This is a genomic window from Rhizobium mongolense subsp. loessense (genome assembly GCF_900099775.1).
GTDB classification, from domain to species: domain Bacteria; phylum Pseudomonadota; class Alphaproteobacteria; order Rhizobiales; family Rhizobiaceae; genus Rhizobium; species Rhizobium loessense.
In genome coordinates this window covers 1-18304 of record NZ_FMTM01000008.1, presented here as the reverse complement: position 1 = coordinate 18304, position 18304 = coordinate 1, and the positions used below count along the sequence as shown (strand labels likewise).

General features: G+C 60.6%; 21 protein-coding genes and 1 pseudogene. 8 read left to right on the top strand and 14 right to left on the bottom strand.

Going from position 1 to position 18304, the window contains the following annotated elements:
• Nucleotides 1–31 precede the first annotated feature (31 nt).
• Nucleotides 32–550, top strand: coding sequence for a single-stranded DNA-binding protein (locus BLP23_RS22895; RefSeq protein WP_092587086.1), 519 nt, complete (start codon nt 32–34; stop codon nt 548–550).
• Nucleotides 551–642: 92 nt separating this feature from the next.
• Here BLP23_RS22895 and chrA read toward each other — a convergent pair whose 3' ends face one another.
• The 3 genes from chrA to BLP23_RS22880 form a co-directional block, all read right to left on the bottom strand.
• Nucleotides 643–2046: a chromate efflux transporter gene (chrA, locus tag BLP23_RS22890; RefSeq protein ID WP_092587085.1), complete on the bottom strand. Its 1404-nt coding sequence runs from the start codon at nt 2044–2046 to the stop codon at nt 643–645.
• 13 nt (nt 2047–2059) lie between these two features.
• Nucleotides 2060–2875 carry a chromate resistance protein ChrB domain-containing protein gene (locus BLP23_RS22885; RefSeq protein WP_092587084.1) on the bottom strand — a complete coding sequence of 272 codons (816 nt, stop codon included), beginning with the start codon at nt 2873–2875 and terminating at the stop codon, nt 2060–2062.
• A 142-nt stretch (nt 2876–3017) separates the two neighbouring features.
• On the bottom strand, nt 3018–3650 hold the full coding sequence (locus tag BLP23_RS22880; protein WP_092587083.1) for a MarC family protein: 633 nt from the start codon (nt 3648–3650) through the stop codon (nt 3018–3020).
• 226 nt (nt 3651–3876) lie between these two features.
• On the opposite strand from BLP23_RS22880, the gene gyrA reads away from it, so the two are divergent.
• Nucleotides 3877–6663, top strand: a complete 2787-nt coding sequence (gene gyrA / locus BLP23_RS22875) for a DNA gyrase subunit A (RefSeq protein WP_092587082.1) — start codon at nt 3877–3879, stop codon at nt 6661–6663.
• Nucleotides 6664–7223: 560 nt separating this feature from the next.
• Here the strand turns inward: gyrA and BLP23_RS33780 are convergent.
• The 3 genes from BLP23_RS33780 to BLP23_RS34675 all read right to left on the bottom strand — a co-directional run bounded on the left by BLP23_RS33780 (nt 7224) and on the right by BLP23_RS34675 (nt 7858).
• Nucleotides 7224–7361: a hypothetical protein gene (locus tag BLP23_RS33780; RefSeq protein WP_167363954.1), complete on the bottom strand. Its 138-nt coding sequence runs from the start codon at nt 7359–7361 to the stop codon at nt 7224–7226.
• Nucleotides 7362–7394: 33 nt separating this feature from the next.
• Complete coding sequence (locus BLP23_RS33775) at nt 7395–7550, bottom strand: hypothetical protein (RefSeq protein ID WP_167363953.1); 156 nt, start codon at nt 7548–7550, stop codon at nt 7395–7397.
• Between the two features lie 131 nt (nt 7551–7681).
• Entirely contained in the window at nt 7682–7858 is a 177-nt protein-coding gene (locus BLP23_RS34675; protein WP_233426784.1) for a hypothetical protein, read from the bottom strand.
• Between the two features lie 182 nt (nt 7859–8040).
• Here BLP23_RS34675 and coaD point away from each other — a divergent pair, with 182 nt between their 5' ends.
• The 5 genes from coaD (at nt 8041) to tgt (ending at nt 11947) form a co-directional block, all read left to right on the top strand.
• Nucleotides 8041–8535 carry a pantetheine-phosphate adenylyltransferase gene (gene coaD / locus BLP23_RS22865; protein ID WP_022715593.1) on the top strand — a complete coding sequence of 165 codons (495 nt, stop codon included), beginning with the start codon at nt 8041–8043 and terminating at the stop codon, nt 8533–8535.
• Nucleotides 8536–8562: 27 nt separating this feature from the next.
• Nucleotides 8563–9129 (top strand): peptidylprolyl isomerase, encoded by a 567-nt coding sequence (locus BLP23_RS22860; RefSeq protein ID WP_092587081.1) that lies wholly within the window; start codon nt 8563–8565, stop codon nt 9127–9129.
• Nucleotides 9130–9153: 24 nt separating this feature from the next.
• Entirely contained in the window at nt 9154–9663 is a 510-nt protein-coding gene (locus tag BLP23_RS22855) for a peptidylprolyl isomerase (protein ID WP_022715595.1), read from the top strand.
• A gap of 71 nt (nt 9664–9734) precedes the next feature.
• Nucleotides 9735–10820: a tRNA preQ1(34) S-adenosylmethionine ribosyltransferase-isomerase QueA gene (gene queA / locus BLP23_RS22850; RefSeq protein ID WP_092587080.1), complete on the top strand. Its 1086-nt coding sequence runs from the start codon at nt 9735–9737 to the stop codon at nt 10818–10820.
• The gene (tgt, locus tag BLP23_RS22845) at nt 10817–11947 is read left to right on the top strand and encodes a tRNA guanosine(34) transglycosylase Tgt (RefSeq protein WP_092587079.1); all 1131 of its coding nucleotides are present in this window, start codon (nt 10817–10819) and stop codon (nt 11945–11947) included. The genes queA and tgt overlap by 4 nt, the downstream gene beginning before the upstream one ends.
• Nucleotides 11948–12158: 211 nt before the next feature.
• Here tgt and BLP23_RS22840 read toward each other — a convergent pair whose 3' ends face one another.
• The 3 genes from BLP23_RS22840 to BLP23_RS22830 form a co-directional block, all read right to left on the bottom strand.
• Nucleotides 12159–12587 (bottom strand): DUF4864 domain-containing protein, encoded by a 429-nt coding sequence (locus BLP23_RS22840; protein WP_092587078.1) that lies wholly within the window; start codon nt 12585–12587, stop codon nt 12159–12161.
• Between the two features lie 331 nt (nt 12588–12918).
• Entirely contained in the window at nt 12919–14127 is a 1209-nt protein-coding gene (locus BLP23_RS22835; RefSeq protein WP_092587077.1) for an MFS transporter, read from the bottom strand.
• Nucleotides 14128–14140: 13 nt separating this feature from the next.
• Nucleotides 14141–14356, bottom strand: coding sequence for a DUF1127 domain-containing protein (locus BLP23_RS22830; protein WP_092587335.1), 216 nt, complete (start codon nt 14354–14356; stop codon nt 14141–14143).
• 136 nt (nt 14357–14492) lie between these two features.
• Between BLP23_RS22830 and BLP23_RS22825 the strand changes: the two genes are divergently transcribed.
• Nucleotides 14493–16001, top strand: a complete 1509-nt coding sequence (locus BLP23_RS22825; protein WP_092587334.1) for a winged helix-turn-helix domain-containing tetratricopeptide repeat protein — start codon at nt 14493–14495, stop codon at nt 15999–16001.
• Nucleotides 16002–16068: 67 nt separating this feature from the next.
• Here the strand turns inward: BLP23_RS22825 and BLP23_RS22820 are convergent, their stop codons facing one another.
• The 5 genes and pseudogenes from BLP23_RS22820 to BLP23_RS22800 all read right to left on the bottom strand — a co-directional run.
• The gene (locus BLP23_RS22820) at nt 16069–16461 is read right to left on the bottom strand and encodes a GFA family protein (RefSeq protein WP_092587076.1); all 393 of its coding nucleotides are present in this window, start codon (nt 16459–16461) and stop codon (nt 16069–16071) included.
• Between the two features lie 132 nt (nt 16462–16593).
• A complete protein-coding gene (locus BLP23_RS22815; protein WP_092587075.1) occupies nt 16594–17010 on the bottom strand; it encodes a GFA family protein in 417 nt (138 codons plus the stop codon).
• Nucleotides 17011–17055: 45 nt separating this feature from the next.
• A complete protein-coding gene (locus tag BLP23_RS22810) occupies nt 17056–17520 on the bottom strand; it encodes an SRPBCC family protein (RefSeq protein ID WP_092587074.1) in 465 nt (154 codons plus the stop codon).
• A 2-nt stretch (nt 17521–17522) separates the two neighbouring features.
• Entirely contained in the window at nt 17523–17840 is a 318-nt protein-coding gene (locus BLP23_RS22805) for an ArsR/SmtB family transcription factor (RefSeq protein WP_092587073.1), read from the bottom strand.
• 272 nt (nt 17841–18112) lie between these two features.
• Nucleotides 18113–18304, bottom strand: a pseudogene (locus tag BLP23_RS22800) (IS30 family transposase); the annotation flags it as partial.

The window sequence follows — 18304 nt, the reverse complement described above, 5'->3', positions numbered from 1 at the left end:
CGCCGGGCAGGGTGGCAGTAAGGTGAGAAGTATGGCTGGCAGCGTGAACAAGGTAATTCTGATCGGAAACGTGGGCGCAGACCCCGAAATCCGCAGGACGCAGGATGGCCGCCCGATTGCCAATCTTCGCATCGCGACGTCCGAGACGTGGCGTGACCGCAATTCCGGCGAACGCCGCGAAAAGACGGAGTGGCACACCGTCGTCGTTTTCAACGAAGGTCTCTGCAAGGTTGTCGAGCAATATGTGAAGAAGGGCGCCAAGCTCTATATCGAAGGCCAACTCCAGACCCGCAAATGGCAGGACCAGAACGGCAACGACCGCTATTCGACGGAAGTCGTGCTACAGGGGTTCAATTCGACGCTGACGATGCTCGACGGCCGCGGCGAAGGCGGCGGCGCGAGTGCTGGCGGCGGACGCGGCAGCGGCAACGATTTCGGTGGCGGCGGCAATTACGGAGACGATTATGGCGCCCCGGCGCAGCCGTCCGGTCGCAGCAGCGGCGGCGGCGGGAATTTCTCGCGCGATCTCGATGACGACATTCCGTTCTGAGAAGAAGCACCTCTTTAAGAACCGCTGCTTGTCAGCGGTTTTTTATTGGTGTTTCCCAGCAGAAGCATTCTGCGCGAACGATGTTCCGGCAGTTACGTCGCCACTGCGCCGGAACCTGTCAGAATGGTCCACGTGACGCCGATTGCAGCACAAATCGCCAATGTCGTAATCACCGAAAGCTTCAGGCGAAAGATCGCCAAGGCGGCAAGCACCGTTAGTGCCAGCGATGGCCAGATGAGCGAGGCCGGTACCGGGACATCGATTGAAACCGGTCCCCATGAGGCAGTGCGCACGTCGGAAAAAAGCACATGGACGGCGAACCAAATCGCAAGGTTCAAGATTACGCCAACGACGGCTGCCGTGATGGCTGACATCGCTCCGGTCAGCGCAGGGTCGCCGCGCAGCCTTTCGATGAACGGCGCTCCGAGGAAGATCCAGAGGAAGCTCGGAATGAAGGTCACCCATGTCGTCAGGACGGCGGCGAGTGTGGCAGCGAGCATTGGATCGAGCGGCCCGGGGTTCCTATAGGCGGCCATGAAGCCGACGAACTGGACGACGCTGATCAACGGTCCGGGGGTTGTCTCGGCCATGCCGAGGCCATCCAGCATTTCGCCCGGTTTTAGCCATCCGAAATGCTGGACCGCTTCCTGAGCGACATAGGCAAGGACCGCGTAAGCGCCGCCGAATGTCACGACAGCCATTTGGCTGAAGAACAGCCCGACCTGCGAGAAGACACTGCCGGATCCCACCGTCACCAGTAACAACGCGACTGGGAGAAGCCAGGCAGCCGCAAGGCTGCCGGACACCCGCAGCGACCAGGCGAGGTTCGGCCGGGCGTGGCGCGGTGTATCTTCGCCGAGGAGGGAATCCCGATCTTCGAGGATATCGCCCGAACCGCCTTTGTGTCCGCCGCCCACCTCGAACAAGGCCGATCCCGTGCGGCCGCCGAGGAAGCCAACGATGCCAGCTGTGATGATGATCAGCGGGAACGGGACGTGGAGGAAGAAGATTGCGATAAAGGCGGCGGAAGCGATGCCTATCATCACGTTGTTTTTAAGCGCTCTGCTTCCGATCCGGAACACCGCCTGCAGCACGACCGCCAGCACCGCCGCTTTCAGGCCGAAGAACAGACCGGCGATAAAGCTTACGTTTCCATAGGCCGCATAGACGTAGCTCAGCCCAAGGATTGAGATGAAGCCCGGAAGCACGAACAGAGCTCCGGCGATCAGGCCGCCAATCGTCCTGTTGAGCAGCCAGCCGATATAGATCGCCAACTGATGAGCCTCTGGCCCCGGAAGCAGCATGCAGTAGTTGAGCGCATGCAGGAAGCGATGTTCGCCAATCCATCGTTTTTCGTCGACGACGATGCGGTGCATGACGGCGATCTGTCCCGCCGGTCCACCAAAACTCAGCGCCGCAACCCTTGCCCACACTTTCGCCGCCTCACCAAGAGGGACAATATTGCGGCTTGCCGGGGCGTCCCGTTCCATATCCATTATTTCGGTCACATCACTGCGCCCGCTTCGGGTTGGGCCAATTATGGGTCTCGTCGGTAGCGTCGCGGCACCAGCGGTAAAACGCGTCATAGAGCGTCAATCCGGCGTCGAGTTGCTGCAGGTCATCTGTGAACATCCGCGAAAGCCCGAGCGAAGCGGCGAGCAGACCGGCGGCTTCCGGCGCAAGATCGAGCCTGGCAGTATCAGCGCCGCGAATGATGGTGGCGAGATGCAGCAATGGTTTGGAAGTGAGATTGAGTTCCTCGATCATCACGTCGAAGGTGCAGCGCTCGCCGCGATGGCTCCAGAAAACGTCTTCAATATCGAAAGGCGCCGCGGCGAAACGGTCGGCGACGGCCGGTACTTCAGATGCCGGAACGAACAGGAAGACGGCATTGGGATCGACGAAACGCTTAATCAGCCAGGGGCAGGCGATCCGGTCGATCTTGGGACGGGCGCGCGTCACCCAGACCGTACGGCCCTTCGGGTCGCGTGCCGGCAGCTTGACATAGGGCACCGCCTGGCCACCGGCCTGCAGCCACGCCTCGAATCCTCCTTCGAGAACTTCCGCGTCCGTTCCGAAATGGCGAAGATAAGCGGCCACGCCATGACTGAGCTTTTGCCCCCTCTGGCACACGATGATAGCCGTGCCGGCAAGCTCGTGGCTCCATTCGCTGACATCGGTGTGGCTGCGCCGGATCGACCCCGGGACGAGCCGTGGGTCGGCGGCAAAATCTTCGGCCGTGCGGACGTCGATAATGACGGGCACATTCGGCGTTCCGATGATGCGGTTGAGCTTGTCGGATGAAATTTCTAAAAATGACGGCATGACGCGTCCTCCGTTGTGCGGGTTATCGGACGCGATACTTCAGCTGTCGCCTCGTGGGGTGATCGCGACCCCAGACCCAATCATGTGCTGCAGGCCCGCGCGAAGTCAAGCGCTGTTGGTGTGCCTTGCAGCGGCGCACTTTTCAACTGACAGCCATCGCCGCCTTCACGCCGTCCACGACGAACTGTGCGGCAAGTGCCGCCAGGATGACGCCGAGCAGACGGGTGAGGATCGCCCGGCCGGTCACGCCGAGGAAGCGGTCGAGGCGGTCGGCGATCAGCAACGCCGCCAGCATCAAGAGAAGATTGGCGGCAATGACGATGAGAAGCTGCGCCCGCTCGACGGAGGTCGGCAGCGAGCCCGCAAGCAGGATTGTCGCCGAGATCGCGCCGGGACCGGCAATGAGAGGAAGGGCGAGCGGAAAGACCGCGATATTCTGGATGTGATCCTTGGTGATCGCCGCTTCGCTGGTCTTTTCCTTGCGGTCCTGCCGTCTCTCGAACACCATTTCGAAGGCGATCCAGAAGAGCAGTAGCCCGCCGGCGATGCGGAAGGCGCCGATGGAAATACCGAGCACCCCGAGCACGCTTGCGCCGAACAGCGCAAAGATGGCGAGTATGATGAAAGCGATGACGGAGCTGCGCAGCGCCACCTGCTTGCGCTGGCTGCGGCTCATGCCGGTTGTCAGTCCCAGAAAGATCGGCACAAGTCCGGGAGGATCGATTGTGACGAGCAGCGTCGTGAAAGCGTTGATCAATTGGTCGGCGCTTGCCATCGTCTCTCCGGAACGCCATATGAAGGCTCGATTTATTCGCGATTGTGGAGCGAGGTTTTCCATTTGGCAAATGATGGGCGGTGGGCCGGCGCTAAAAGCCGTCGAAATCGCTTGATTGCCGCCCTTCCGCCGCAAAGTCTGTTCAAAACCCCGGCTCAAATTGGCGCCGGGCAAGGCTTTCCGCTATAAATCTTTCAGTGATTCTACAAAGAGATCGTGATCTGTTTTGACTGAACAAACACCCCCAGGTGGCGGGAAGCTCCCGCCAGGCATCGAGCCCATCTCCATCATGGAGGAAATGCAGCGGTCCTATCTCGATTACGCGATGAGCGTCATCGTCAGCCGCGCGCTTCCTGACGTGCGCGACGGCCTCAAGCCTGTGCACCGGCGCATCCTATATGGGATGTCCGAGCTCGGCATCGACTGGAACAAGAAATACGTCAAATGCGCCCGCGTCACTGGTGACGTGATGGGTAAATACCATCCGCACGGCAATGCTGCGATTTACGACGCGCTCGCCCGTATGGCGCAGGATTGGTCGCTCCGCCTGCCGCTGATCGACGGCCAGGGCAACTTCGGCTCCGTCGACGGCGACCCGCCGGCGGCCGAACGTTACACGGAATGCCGTCTGCAAAGGGCGGCTCATTCTCTGCTCGACGACCTCGACAAGGAAACGGTCGACTTCCGCGACAACTACGACGGCACGCTGTCCGAACCCGTCGTGGTGCCCGCGAAATTCCCGAACCTACTGGTCAACGGGGCAGGCGGCATTGCCGTCGGGATGGCGACCAATATCCCGCCGCACAACCTCACCGAAGTCATCAACGGCTGCATCGCGCTGATCGATGATCCGGCGATCGAACTGCCGGAGCTCATGCAGATCATTCCCGGTCCGGATTTTCCGACTGGGGCGAAAATCCTTGGGCGCGCTGGCATCCGCTCGGCTTATGAAACCGGCCGTGGTTCTGTGATCATGCGTGGCGTTGCCGCCATCGAGCCGATGCGAGGCGACCGCGAGCAGATCATCATCACTGAGATACCGTATCAGGTGAACAAGGCGACGATGATCGAAAAGATGGCCGAGCTGGTGCGCGAAAAGCGCATCGAGGGCATCTCCGATCTCCGCGACGAATCCGACCGCCAGGGCTATCGCGTCGTCATCGAGCTGAAACGCGATGCCAATGCCGAAGTCATCCTGAACCAGCTTTATCGCTACACGCCGCTGCAGACCTCCTTCGGCTGCAACATGGTGGCGCTGAACGGCGGCAAGCCGGAACAGATGAACCTGCTCGACATGCTCCGCGCTTTCGTCTTTTTTCGCGAAGAGGTCGTTAGTCGGCGAACGAAATTCCTTCTTCGAAAAGCGCGCGAACGTGCGCATGTCTTGGTGGGTCTCGCGATCGCGGTCGCCAATATTGATGAAGTGATCCGCGTCATCCGCCAGGCGCCCGATCCGCAGTCTGCGCGCGAAGAGCTGATGACGCGCCGCTGGCCCGCGGAAGATGTTGAGAGCCTGATCCGCCTCATCGACGATCCGCGCCATCGTATCAACGAGGATATGACCTATAACCTCTCGGAAGAGCAGGCGCGGGCAATCCTCGAGCTCCGTCTTGCCCGCCTGACAGCGCTCGGCCGCGATGAAATCGGCGACGAACTCAACAAGATCGGCGACGAGATCAAGGATTATCTCGATATCCTGTCGTCACGCGTGCGTATCCAGACGATTGTCAAGGACGAGCTGACATCGGTTCGCGACGAATTCGGCACGCCGCGCCGCACCGAGATCGTCGACGGCGGCCTCGAAATGGACGACGAGGATCTTATTGCCCGCGAGGACATGGTCGTTACCGTTTCGCACCTAGGCTATATCAAGCGTGTGCCGCTGACGACCTATCGCGCCCAGCGCCGCGGCGGCAAAGGCCGCTCCGGCATGACGACGCGTGACGAGGACTTTGTTAGCCGGCTATTTGTGGTCAATACCCACACGCCGGTCCTCTTCTTCTCCTCGCGTGGCATCGTCTACAAGGAAAAGGTCTGGCGGCTGCCGATCGGCACCCCGACCTCTCGGGGCAAGGCGCTGATCAACATGCTGCCGCTGGCACCTGGAGAACGCATCACCACGATCCTGCCTTTGCCCGAGGACGAGGAGAGCTGGGAAAGCCTCGACGTCATGTTCTCGACGACACGCGGCACGGTTCGCCGCAACAAGCTGTCAGATTTTGTTCAGGTGAACCGTAACGGCAAGATCGCCATGAAGCTCGAGGAGGAGGGCGATGAAATCCTCTCCGTCGAGACCTGCACCGAACATGACGACGTTCTGTTGACGACGGCGCTCGGCCAGTGCATCCGCTTCCAGGTCGATGATGTTCGTGTCTTTGCGGGCCGCAATTCGATAGGCGTGCGCGGCATCAACCTCGGCAACGGCGACCGCATCATCTCGATGACCATCGTCGGCCATGTCGATGCCGAACCTTGGGAGCGTGCTGCCTACCTCAAGCGTTCCGCTGTCGAACGCCGCGCCACGGGCGTAGACGAGGAGGATATCGCCCTAGTCGGCGAGGAAGTCACCGAAGAGGGACTGCTGACAGAAGAGCGCTACGAGGAACTGAAGGCACGCGAACAATTCGTGCTGACAGTATCGCAGAAGGGCTTCGGCAAGCGGTCGTCTTCCTACGACTTCCGCATCTCCGGCCGCGGCGGGAAGGGCATTCGCGCCACCGATACCTCCAAGACGAGCGAGATCGGCGAACTCGTCGCCGCATTCCCGGTCGACGAGGGCGACCAGATCATGCTGGTCTCGGATGGCGGGCAGCTGATCCGCGTCCCGGTCGGCGGCATCCGTATCGCCAGCCGCGCCACTAAGGGCGTGACGATCTTCTCGACCGCCAAGGATGAAAAGGTCGTCTCCGTCGAGCGCATCAGCGAGCCGGAAGATGACGGCGAGGAGGTTGGCGAGATCGTCAACGAAACGCCGATCGAAAGCGGCGAGGGGCCACCTGCGACGGAAGAGTAATTTAAGCCTTTTGTTGAGAACCGGGCGGCCCCTGCCGCCCGGTTTTTTATGCGCTGATCCGATGTCCGCATCGTTTCGGAACGCTTCGCGGTATCCTCCTCGAAACGCCGTGCTACGATCGTTTCGCCCACTTTTCGGATGTCGCCAAAGCAGGAGGCACGATCCGCAAAATTGCCGGTAATGACGACGACATCGTGGCGTCACGGTGCAGCACGACGATCAGAGGCTACCGCCCGGCGATCTGATCGCGCGTTTCCCGCATACTGGGTTTGAAAGCGACCGGGTGCTCGGGTGAGAGGCGGGTCGCGCTGGCCGGAGAGCGTGAAGACCCTGTGCTGGGCACCGCATTCGTCGTCGTGACCGGCGAAAGTCCTGATTATGTGCGCAGGCGCTACGCTTGCGATGCTTTGGTGGTGCTGCGTTTCCGAAAAAGCAGCTGCCCGGCCTACCGGCCGGCCTGAAACCATCCAAAGAAAAAGCCGGACGCGGGGACGGCGTCCGGCTTTTTGAATGGCCCCGAGCGCTGGAGGGGAAGGCGCTCAAGGGCAGGGGAACTCAATTCAAAAAGTGCTGTGCTTCTTCTCGTCGAACGCCTTCACTTGTTCACTTTCGCGGCGAAGCGCGGAAACGGTTGACGCCACAGACACGATGAACATGACGCTGATGAGAGCGGTAAGAACAGTCAAGATCGTGAACATGGGCAATCCTTTCCGAAGTTGCGTTCACGTTCCTCAGTACTGGGTTATGATGGCTGTGCGGGCCGAAGCATAAGGACCATATACCTTGGACGTATCTGTCTTCTGATCATAGAGTGCGACAGTTGCGGTAAGCATTCCCGTGATCATTGCCATCCAGAATACATTGATGATGGTAATCTTGTCGGGCATCTTGTTTTCCCTTCGTGCAGCGTATCGCATCTACGCTTCGGTTAATTGAACGTATCCGTCTAAAAATGGTTCCGGCGGATGTTGGTGTGTCGTTTAGCAAGCCCGGTCTGAAGCGACCTTGAATGCCTTGTTCATCTGGCGTTCAGATTCGGGGGGCAACGCGCCCTTCCGAGCTGCCGCATGATGGCGTGATGCTCGCTGACTTCGGCGCGCACCCAGCGCATCTGATAGCGGTCCTGCAGGTAGCCATATGCCAGCTCCGCGAGTAGGGAGAGAACGACGGCAAGGGCGAGAAGCAGGATCAGCATGTCGATATCTTTCGGAAGTGTCCGATGCTGGTGGCATCGGCTGCGTTGATGTTTCCGATTATGCCCATCGCATCTGAAACCGCGTTGAACGCGGCATTCATCCACCGTTCAGCAGGGCGGCAAATGACTTGCGGGATGCGGGTATCCATGACAAAAGGCATCGAACAAAACGGCCGGGTCCTATGACGACTGCTTTTTATCCGGGGTCCTTCGACCCGCTCACCAACGGACACCTGGACGTGCTCGTCCAGGCGCTGAACATCGCTGAAAGAGTGATCGTTGCGATCGGTATCCACCCCGGCAAGGCGCCGCTGTTTTCCTTCGAGGAGAGGGCGGAGCTGATCCGAAACGCGCTTGCCGAAGCCATGCCGCAGAAAAGCGGCAGCATCTCCGTCGTCTCCTTCGACAATTTGGTCGTTGATGCTGCGCGCATGCATGGCGCGGCGCTGCTCATCCGCGGCCTTCGTGATGGCACCGACCTCGACTACGAAATGCAGATGGCGGGCATGAATCGGCAGATGGCACCGGATGTGCAGACAATCTTTCTTCCGGCAGGGACGGCCTCGCGGCCCATTACCGCCACATTGGTCCGTCAAATCGCGGCCATGGGCGGCGACGTCAGCGCCTTTGTGCCGGCGGCCGTTTTGAAGGCCCTTCGATCCAAGCGCAAATCTTGAGGCGTTTTCCGCCGCAACGGAGCTCACATGAAACTTTTCTATATTGCATTTGCCGGCGTGCTTTACCTCGCCTCCTTCGCTGGCGACGTGTTTGCCCAGGCCAATCACACGCTGACGATCCAGCTCAAGGATGGTCCCGTCGTGGTCCAGCTGATGCCGGATGTGGCTCCTAAGCACGTTGCGCAGATCGAGGCGCTGGCGAAGAAGGGGGCCTATGATAACGTGGCCTTCCACCGCGTCATTGACGGCTTCATGGCGCAGACCGGCGACGTGCAGTATGGCAATATGTCGAAGGGCTACGATGCTAGCCTTGCGGGCACCGGCGGCTCCGATCTGCCGAACATTCCGGCCGAATTCTCCAAGAACCCGTTCGTGCGCGGCACGGTGGGCATGGCGCGGGCCCAGGATCCGAATTCGGCAAACTCGCAGTTCTTCATCATGTTCGCGGACGGCTCCTTCCTGAACGGCCAGTACACGGTGGTCGGCAAGGTCGTCTCCGGCATGGAGAACGTCGACAAGATCAAGCGCGGCGCCGGCCAGAACGGCGAGGTGAGCGATCCCGACCGCATGGTCAAAGTCACCGCCGGCAAGTAATTTCGTGAAACGAGGAGAATGAAAATGGCCGAGATCAAGGATCCGGAAAACACCGTTATCCTGGAAACCACCAAGGGCAAGGTTGTCATCCAGCTGCTGCCGCAGGTGGCCCCCGAGCATGTCGCCCGGATTAAGGAGCTTTCTCGCGAGAAGGCCTATGACGGTGTCGTCTTCCACCGCGTTATCCCCGACTTCATGGCGCAGACCGGTGACGTCCAGTTCGGCAAGAAGGGCGGCGAGAGCTTCAACCCGGGCCGCGCCGGCATGGGCGGCTCGTCGAAGCCGGACCTTAAGGCCGAATTCTCAGCGACGCCGCATGTTCGCGGCACCTGCTCGATGGCGCGCTCGCAAAATCCGAACTCGGCAAACAGCCAGTTCTTCATCTGCTTCACCGATGCGCCATGGCTGAACAAGCAATACTCGGTCTGGGGCCAGGTCATCGAAGGCATGGATGTGGTCGACACGATCAAGAAGGGCGAACCGGTCAGCGATCCGGACTCCATCGTCTCGATGCGGGTTGCCGCCGACGCCTGATTGTGATTTCTGCTGAAACCCGCCCTTGCGCGAAGGCGCCGGGCGGGTTTCGCTTTGCCTGAAAGTGTCCGATGCGCGTAGATCTTTTCGATTTCGACCTTCCGGATGAACGGATCGCCTTGCGGCCCGCCGAGCCGCGCGATAGTGCGCGCCTGCTCGTCATCGATCCGCATGCCCAACCGGTTCTCGGCGACCATGCCGTCAGCGACCTACCGTCTTTCCTGCGGGCAGGTGATGCGCTTGTCTTCAACGACACCAAGGTCATTCCCGCGCAGCTCGAGGGCGTCCGCCATCGTGAAGGGGCAGGCGCCCAGCAGGTCTCCGCGACATTGCATATGCGCGTTGGCGCCAGCCGCTGGAAGGCTTTTTCCAAGCCCGGCAAACGCATTAAGATCGGCGATCGTATCGCCTTCGGTCACGACGGTGAAAGCTGCTTCCTCGGTCAGCTCGATTGCACCGTCGAGGAGAAAGGCGAGGGCGGTGAAGTTACCCTTGCCTTCGATCTTTCCGGCCCGGCGCTGGATGAGGCAATCGCCTCCGTCGGCCATATCCCGCTGCCGCCCTATATCGCCGCCAAGCGTCCGGACGACGTGCGCGACCGCACCGATTACCAGACGATCTATGCCCGCGAGGAAGGCGCCGTCGCAGCGCCCACCGCCGGCCTGCATTTCACGCCACGACTTTTTGAGGCCATCGACAAGGCTGGCGTCGAGCGCCATTTCGTGACGCTGCATGTCGGCGCCGGTACCTTCCTGCCGGTCAAAGCCGATGATACCAACGATCACAAGATGCATCTCGAAAGCGGCTATGTCAGCGCCGAGACGGCGGCAAAGCTGAATGCCGTCAAGGCGAGGGGCGGGCGCATCATTTGTGTCGGCACGACATCGCTACGGCTGATCGAAAGCGCGACCGCGGACGATGGACGCATCCGCGCCTGGGCGGGCGCCACCGGCATCTTCATCACGCCCGGCTACCGTTTCAAGACAGTCGATATCCTGATGACCAATTTCCACCTGCCGCGCTCGACACTCTTCATGCTGGTTTCGGCCTTTGCGGGGTTCGAAACCATGCAGGTGGCATACAAGCACGCCATTTCGACAGGTTACCGCTTCTATTCATACGGGGATGCGAGCCTTCTTTTCCGGAAAGACAGATGACCGAGAATTTCCAGTTCACGCTCAGAAGGACCGATGCAGGCGCCCGCCTCGGCGAGATCTCAATGCCGCGCGGCACCATCCGCACGCCGGCGTTCATGCCCGTGGGCACGGTCGGCACCGTCAAGGCCATGTATCTCGACCAGGTTCGCGAAACGGGCGCCGACATCATTCTTGGCAACACCTACCACCTGATGCTGCGCCCGACGGCAGAGCGCGTGGCGCGCCTCGGCGGCCTGCACAGCCTCATCCGCTGGGAACATCCGATCCTGACGGATTCCGGCGGCTTCCAGGTCATGTCACTTTCAGGTCTTCGCAAGCTCGACGAGCAGGGCGTCACCTTCAAGTCGCATGTCGACGGCAGCCTGCATCACATGTCGCCGGAGCGCTCGATCGAAATCCAGGGGCTGCTCGGCTCCGATATCCAGATGCAGCTTGACGAATGCGTGGCGCTTCCGGCCGAACCGCGCGAGATTGAACGCGCAATGGAGCTTTCGCTGCGCTGGGCTGAACGCTGCAAGATCGCCTTCGGCAACCAGCTGGGCAAGGCGATGTTCGGCATCGTGCAGGGTGGCGACATTCCCGCACTCCGCATTCGCTCGGCCGAAGAGCTGGCACAGCTTGATCTTAAGGGCTATGCGGTCGGCGGTCTTGCCGTTGGCGAACCGCAGGATGTCATGCTGAAGATGCTCGAGGAAACTTTGCCGGTGCTGCCCGGCGAAAAGCCGCGCTACCTCATGGGCGTCGGCACGCCCGATGATATCCTGAAATCGGTTGCTCGCGGCATCGACATGTTCGACTGCGTGATGCCAACCCGCTCCGGCCGCCATGGCCTGGCGTTTACCCGCCGCGGGAAGGTCAATATCCGCAACGCTCGCCACGCGGAGGATGTGCGTCCGCTCGACGAGGAGTCGAATTGCCCGGCCTCGCGCGATTATTCGCGCGCCTATCTGCACCATCTCGTCCGCGCCAACGAGGCGCTCGGCGGCATGCTGCTCTCGTGGCACAATCTCAGCTACTATCAGGAACTGATGCAAGGCATCCGCACGGCGATTGCCGAGGATCGCTTCGCCGATTTCATGGCGGAAACCCAGGAGGAATGGGCAAAGGGCGATCTCGAGCGCGCTTGAGGCCGATGGTATGCCGGTGGAAGGCGCGAGCCAGGGCGCGCCGCGCCTGACGATCTTCAGGCCAGGTCCAGCTCACCGTCGGAATGCTGCGTCTGTTGTCGGTGCTGTGCGGATTTCTCCTGCATCTGGCAGCTTTGCATTCGCCCGCCTTCTCGACGCCGCGCTCGCATGTTTTCCCGCATGCCTTGGAACAGGATCGGCTGAACCGCCGTCAAATGCCTTTGCTGTCGGTGTTGGGCACGATCTGCACGCCGTTGATCTTGTAGTCGCCGTCGGGCTGCCGCATCATCTGGTAGATCGCCGTCCAGTCCTTGCCGTCGCGACCGGATATCAGGACCTCGTGATAGATCATTGCGCCGTTATCGATGGAGCGGCTGCGGCCGAATGCATAGTTCCCAGGATGATAGACGGGTTCGTAGCTCTTCTTCACCATCGCAAAGAAGACGCCCTTGTCCGGATACATCGCCTTAATGCCGGGCGCTGCAAAGGAATAGGCCGTCTCCGCATCATCCTTCAGGAAGGCCGTAATTTGATCCTCGATGATATGCCGCGTCGTCTCGACCGGATCTTCTGCCCGCGCCGGTATAGATACAAAGATCAAAGCAGCACACAGCGCAGACACAGAGTATAAAGCGCGCATGGATTTCTCTCCGGCGATATAAAGCGGAGTGTAGAGTACTTTGCAGATTTGGAAAGTGGGGCAGTTGCTGCGTTCATGCAGACTGTCAGCCCGCACGGCGTCCTCCTCCGTGGCGGAAATCCTTGCGCTTTCACCTTGCACCTGTGTCGAGGAGCGAAAGCGTCATTCGTCCTCTGTCCGCAGCAGCGAGTTGGTGTGCCGCCAGCAACGGCGGTCTCGATGGAAGCAAACGCGGCCGCACGCCCTTTGAATTGGGAGATCTTCGGCAGTCATGCTGGCTCCTTGGTGAGATCCGGCATACCATCGACGCGGCGCAAGGCAATCGGCTTGATCAGCCTCGCCGTCTCTCCGCCATCAGAAACACCGCCAGTACAAAACACATGAGGCCAAGGGACGATGGCAGCCCTTGATGTCCGATCAGTTGCATCGCTAGTCCTGTCGCAGGCGAGCCCACAATGCCGCCGATACCCCACACGAACGCGAAGGCCGCGTTTCCGGCGATCAAGGCTTGACCGATGAAACGCTCGCCGAGATGGATCAGCGACATGGTGTAAATCCCGAACGAGACCCCGCCCCAGGCGAAAACGAGCGGCCAGATGAGCCATGCGTTGAAGAGCAACGGCAGCAGCAGGCAGCCGGCCAGCGAAGCCAGGGCACAGAACAACATGGTCCGCGTCGAGCCGAACCGTTCGGCCGCGCGTCCGAGCAAAATCTGCATCACGGCATTGCCTGCGGTGAAACAGGCGATGAGCGAAGCGATGCGTGCATCGGCACTGCCAAGCGCGGCACCATAAACCGTGAACAAGGAAATCACGACCTGCTCGAAGGCCGCAGCAGTGAAAACCGCGAACAACAGAAGGGGTGCCTGTGCGAAGAACCCGGCGACCGATCTTGCCTCGCCTTCATGCGGCATCTTCGGAAGGCGCGGCACGACCGCAAGCACGATCAGGCCGCAAAGTGGGAAGGCCACAATGCCAATGATGAAGGGCGGCCAGCCCTGTGTGCCGACAAGACCGAGCGACAGCGGGCCGATGGCGAAGCCCCCCGAAACGATTGATGAATAGAGGCCCATGATGCGGCCCCGGCGTGGCGCGGGCGTGATCGCGATCAGCCAGGTTTCGCTGATCACGTAAAGCGGATTGGCGAAGAAGCCGAGTAGGAAGCGCAGAGGCATCCAGGCCCAGACCTCCTGGGTCCAGGCAATCGCGATCAGGATGAGCGCGGCGAGGGTGGAACAAAGGATCGCAAGCCGCGCCGCGCCCACGCGCCGCGCCAGCGTTGGAATGAAGGGCGCGGATACAATGAAACCCAGTGGCGTCATCGCCGCCGACAAGCCGATCAGGCCGGCCGTCGTCTCCTGCCGCTCCAGGATGAAGCTGAGCAGCGGATAGGTCAGCCCCTGTGCCACGGCGAACACCGTGACGGTCGCGATGATGCCCGCCATCGCGGCCCATGAGATCCGATCCTCTCGCGGGGATGTCGTGCTGTGCAAGTGCCGAAAAACCGTTGCGGCACTCGGAAACTCGCGATCCGGTGTCATTGCAGTCTTCGCCTTATCGTTGCCAGAAGGGCTTGGCGATCTCTGCCTCGACCTGCCGTCTCGTCAGACCGATATCGTCGATCAAGTGGGGATCGTCCTTCGACTTTTGCTCAAGTTGCCAGCGAAAGCATATCCGCTCGTCCCAGGCCGCGATAACGCTTCGCAGGGCTGCCAGGCTGTAGGCCCGGCGCCACCCTTCCGCCAGCCCCACGTAGGGAATATCGTTCATAGCAACCTCCATATGTTTTGACGGCCACGGTCCCTCGACCTGAAGGAGGATGAAATTCTGTAGGATACGAACAGCGCCGTAATTAAGCTCTCCCAAATAGTTCCAAAAACTTCCAAACGGGCTATAGATGCGCCTTATGCAGGGAACGCGCTTTGCCTTTGGTCCGTTCGTGCTTGATCCGGGTGCGGGAACGCTCCTTCGGAATGATGATCCTGTTGCTCTCGGCTACCGCGGACTAAAGCTGCTTGCGGCGCTCGTCGGACGGCCCGGCGAAATCCTTGGCAAGGCCGAGTTGATGGACGCGGCGTGGCCGGGCACGGCCGTCGAGGAAGGCAACCTCACCGTCCAGATCGCGCAGCTCAGGAAGCTGCTTGGTCCGACCGCCAATGGTGGGGATTGGATCGCCACGGTTCCGCGAGTCGGCTACCGCTTCACGGGGGCCATCGAACACCTCGGTGGTGCGAACCGAAAACCTTTGCCGCTGCCCGACAAGCCATCGATAGCCGTGCTGCCCTTCGGGAATGTCAGCAACGATCCCGAGCAGGAATTCTTCGCGGATGGGTTGACCGAAGACCTGATTACCGACCTGTCCAGGATCTCCGGCCTGTTCGTCATCGCACGCAACTCTGCCTTTGCTTACAAGGGAAAGGCCATCGATATACGCGGGATCGCTGAGGACCTCGGCGTGCGTTACCTCCTGGAGGGGAGCGCAAGACGTGCTGCGGGGCGCGTACGCATCAACGCTCAGCTGGTCGACGCGGTGAGTGGAGATCATCTATGGGCGGAACGCTTCGATCGCAGCCTGGACGATATCTTTACCGTTCAGGACGAGGTCACTGGCAAGATCGTTGAGGCGCTGCTCGGCCGGCTGCGCGCACCGCCGCCGCGCAATCGACCCAAAAATCTCGAGGCCTACGATCTCTGCGTGCGGGCGCGCAAGCTGATGGATGACTCGCCGCAGGCGGCGCGGGAAGCGCATCTGATGCTGACGCGCGCGGTTTCCCTCGATCCCGAATATGCCGAGGCCTATCGCTGGCTTGCCGTGAATCACTGGATGGGATGGGTACATAGCGGCGGACCAACGGAAGCCGCCCGCAGCGACGCTTTGGAGCTGGCGCGCAAAGCTGTAGCACTCGATCCCAACGATGCTGGCTGTCGCTGGATCCTTGCTTACTTGCTTGCCTATGAGCGCAGCTTCGCCGAGGCAGACGCGGAATTCGTCAAGGCGATCGAGCTCGACCCGAATGAAGCCGACACCTGGGCCGCGTTATCCGACATTACGGTCCTGGCCGGGCGGGTTGAGGAAGGCCTTGAGCACATCCGCAAGGCGTTCCGGCTGAACCCACTTCCGGCAAGCTGGTACTATTTGACGCTCGGCCAGGCGCAATATGCGGCCGGTGAATACGAAGCCGCTGTCGACACACTGCGTCGGGAAGAGACTTATCATACAAGCTCACGCCGTTTCCTGGCGGCAAGCCTTGCCCAACTGGGCCGGCTCGACGAGGCGCGCGCAGAGGCCGAACTGTTCCTCGTTGGCAACCCGCATTTCACGACCCGCCACTGGGCCACGACGGAGCCATTCCGCGACGCTGCGACGCTCGAGCATTTCGTTGATGGCTACCGCAAGGCCGGTCTTCCGGAGTGACCCTCCCAAACGGCCAGTCGATCCGAGGGCTGCTGTAACGGCGCGCCTGCGCACCCGTTCGTGCGACCTATTCCTCAAAGCGGCTCGTGGCGTCACGATCGCGATCGTATCGTCTCGTGATCGGAAATGGCGGCAACCAGGACTCGCGACGGACGATCCAGCTTTCGTAGGTTGGCACCAGCTGGTCAGCGGCATCCAGGGATCCCAGATTCACTTCGATTTCGTCTGCGGTGCGTGCGAAAACGGGCGAGCCGCAGCGGGGACAGAAAAACCGCCCGGCGTAGTCGCGTGCTTCGCCATCGATCGTCACCGCATCCTGAGGGAAGATCGCGGAAGCGTGAAAAAGAGCCCCATGATGCTTGCGACAGTCGAGACAATGACAAAGGCCGACCCGGTATGGGAGTCCCGACGCCACAATTCGGACGTTGCCGCAGAGGCAACCGCCAGTGAATCTGTCCATGCTGCGTCTCCTCTAAGCCAAACGGTCGGAGCAGCCTCGATCTGACCGGCTGGTCCGGGTTGCAAGGCAGCTCGGGGAGGGTGCTAGCGGCCACTAACATTGCCGGCCGTTTCGTATTGCTCTCAACCGAATTTATCCGGGTGGCATTCGCTCGAATTTCTGCAAGGAGGAATCAATCGTGTCCCACCCATGGCCGCGGATGGTGTATGTGACCACCTGCGGGTTAAATTGGCCAGGGTCGTCAAGGCTGGTCGCGGGGACCGCAATCAGTTCCGGCATTGCGACGAATGTCAGATGGACCGGCGTTCCACAGGTCGGGCAGAAGGCATGGACCTTTTCGTTCCCGCTGTCGGCCGCTACCCGCCAGGTGTTCGCGTCGCCCGTAATCGTCACATCGGCTCGCTGGGGGAAGGTCAGGTATGAGCCGTGCCCCGTGCCACTTCGCCTCTGGCAATCGCGACATTGGCAGTGGTTCTCGAAGATAGGTTCGCTGCTCGTTTCATAGCGGATCGCGCCGCACGCGCATCCGCCGGTATAGGTCTTGGTCACTGTCATTCTCCCGCTGGCAGAATTGTTGATGGGCACCGCAAGGGATCAGGCCGATTTTGGCTTGGCGAAAAGGTCAATGCCGCGGCCAGTTTCCAGGAAGGATTTCAGGCTGGACAGGACGGCCGGCCAACCTTGTTTGATGCCTTTCGCCATCCCGCTGCCGGCTTCGAGCTCGTCATGGGTGACGGTCAGCCGGACCATGGTGTCGTATTCCTCGATCGCGAACGTCACCCGGCTGTAGCTTGCCGGGTCGGAGGCCTGCGAAGCATTCGCCCAGGTGATGACGAGACGGGTCGGCGGCGAGACCTCAATGACCTTGCCGACGAGTTCGACAGTCCGTTCATCGTTGGCACGGATATGTTCCCATTTCGATCCCGGCTTCCAGTCGGAGACGTTCTCGTGGCCCCAGTATCGCCGTGCGACGTCCGGTTTCGTTATGGCCTCGAACACCTTTTCCGGGGTCGAGAGAATATAGGTCACGTATACAAAGCTGGTCGTCTCTCTGGTCATTGTTACCTTCCTTCGAGTTCATTCTTGAGATCATGCAGCAGGCTGAGCCGCTGATGTTCGAATTTCCGCACCCATCGTTCGTAGACCTCGTGGAGCGGCACCGGGTTGATGAAATGCAGCTTCTCCCGACCGCGCCTAACCGTGCTCACTAGATTGGCCGCTTCCAATAGCCCGAGGTGCTGCGTGACGGATTGCCGGGCCATGTCCAGGTTGTCGCATAGCTGGCCGAGCGTCTGCCCGTTCTTCTCACAAAGAAGGTCAAGCAGCTTTCTGCGTGTCGGGTCGCCCAGCGCTTTGAAAACCTTGTCAGCGTCGTCCATCGATCTCACTTAAATGTGAAAACCATAATAGGCAGGTGTTTACCTGCTTGTCAAGCGCAGGTATTTACCTGCATCTCAAGTGGCAACGATCGAAGGTGATCGAACATCGAGCGGCATGGGGCAGGGATTGCGCTCGCTCATCGCAATCAGTCCCATCCGCAATCTCCCAGGTCATCAAAACCCGGGGAGAGTGACATTCTTACTTTGCAGGATCAGGACACTTCAACTTTGCGGTGTGAGTTCAAGCCGAATTGCGACCTGCACGTGTGACGCTAACCGACACGTCGCATTTGCGCGAGCAGTTTCTTGCGGAAGACTTCCGCGGGCGTTCGGTAGCCCAGGCACTTCCGCGGCGTCGAGTTGAGCCGGTCGCAGATGTCTCTCAGCTCGCCGTCGCTGATCGACAGGGGATCCACCTCTCGCGAAAGCCATTTGCGAACCCGGCCATTGGTGTTCTCGACCGT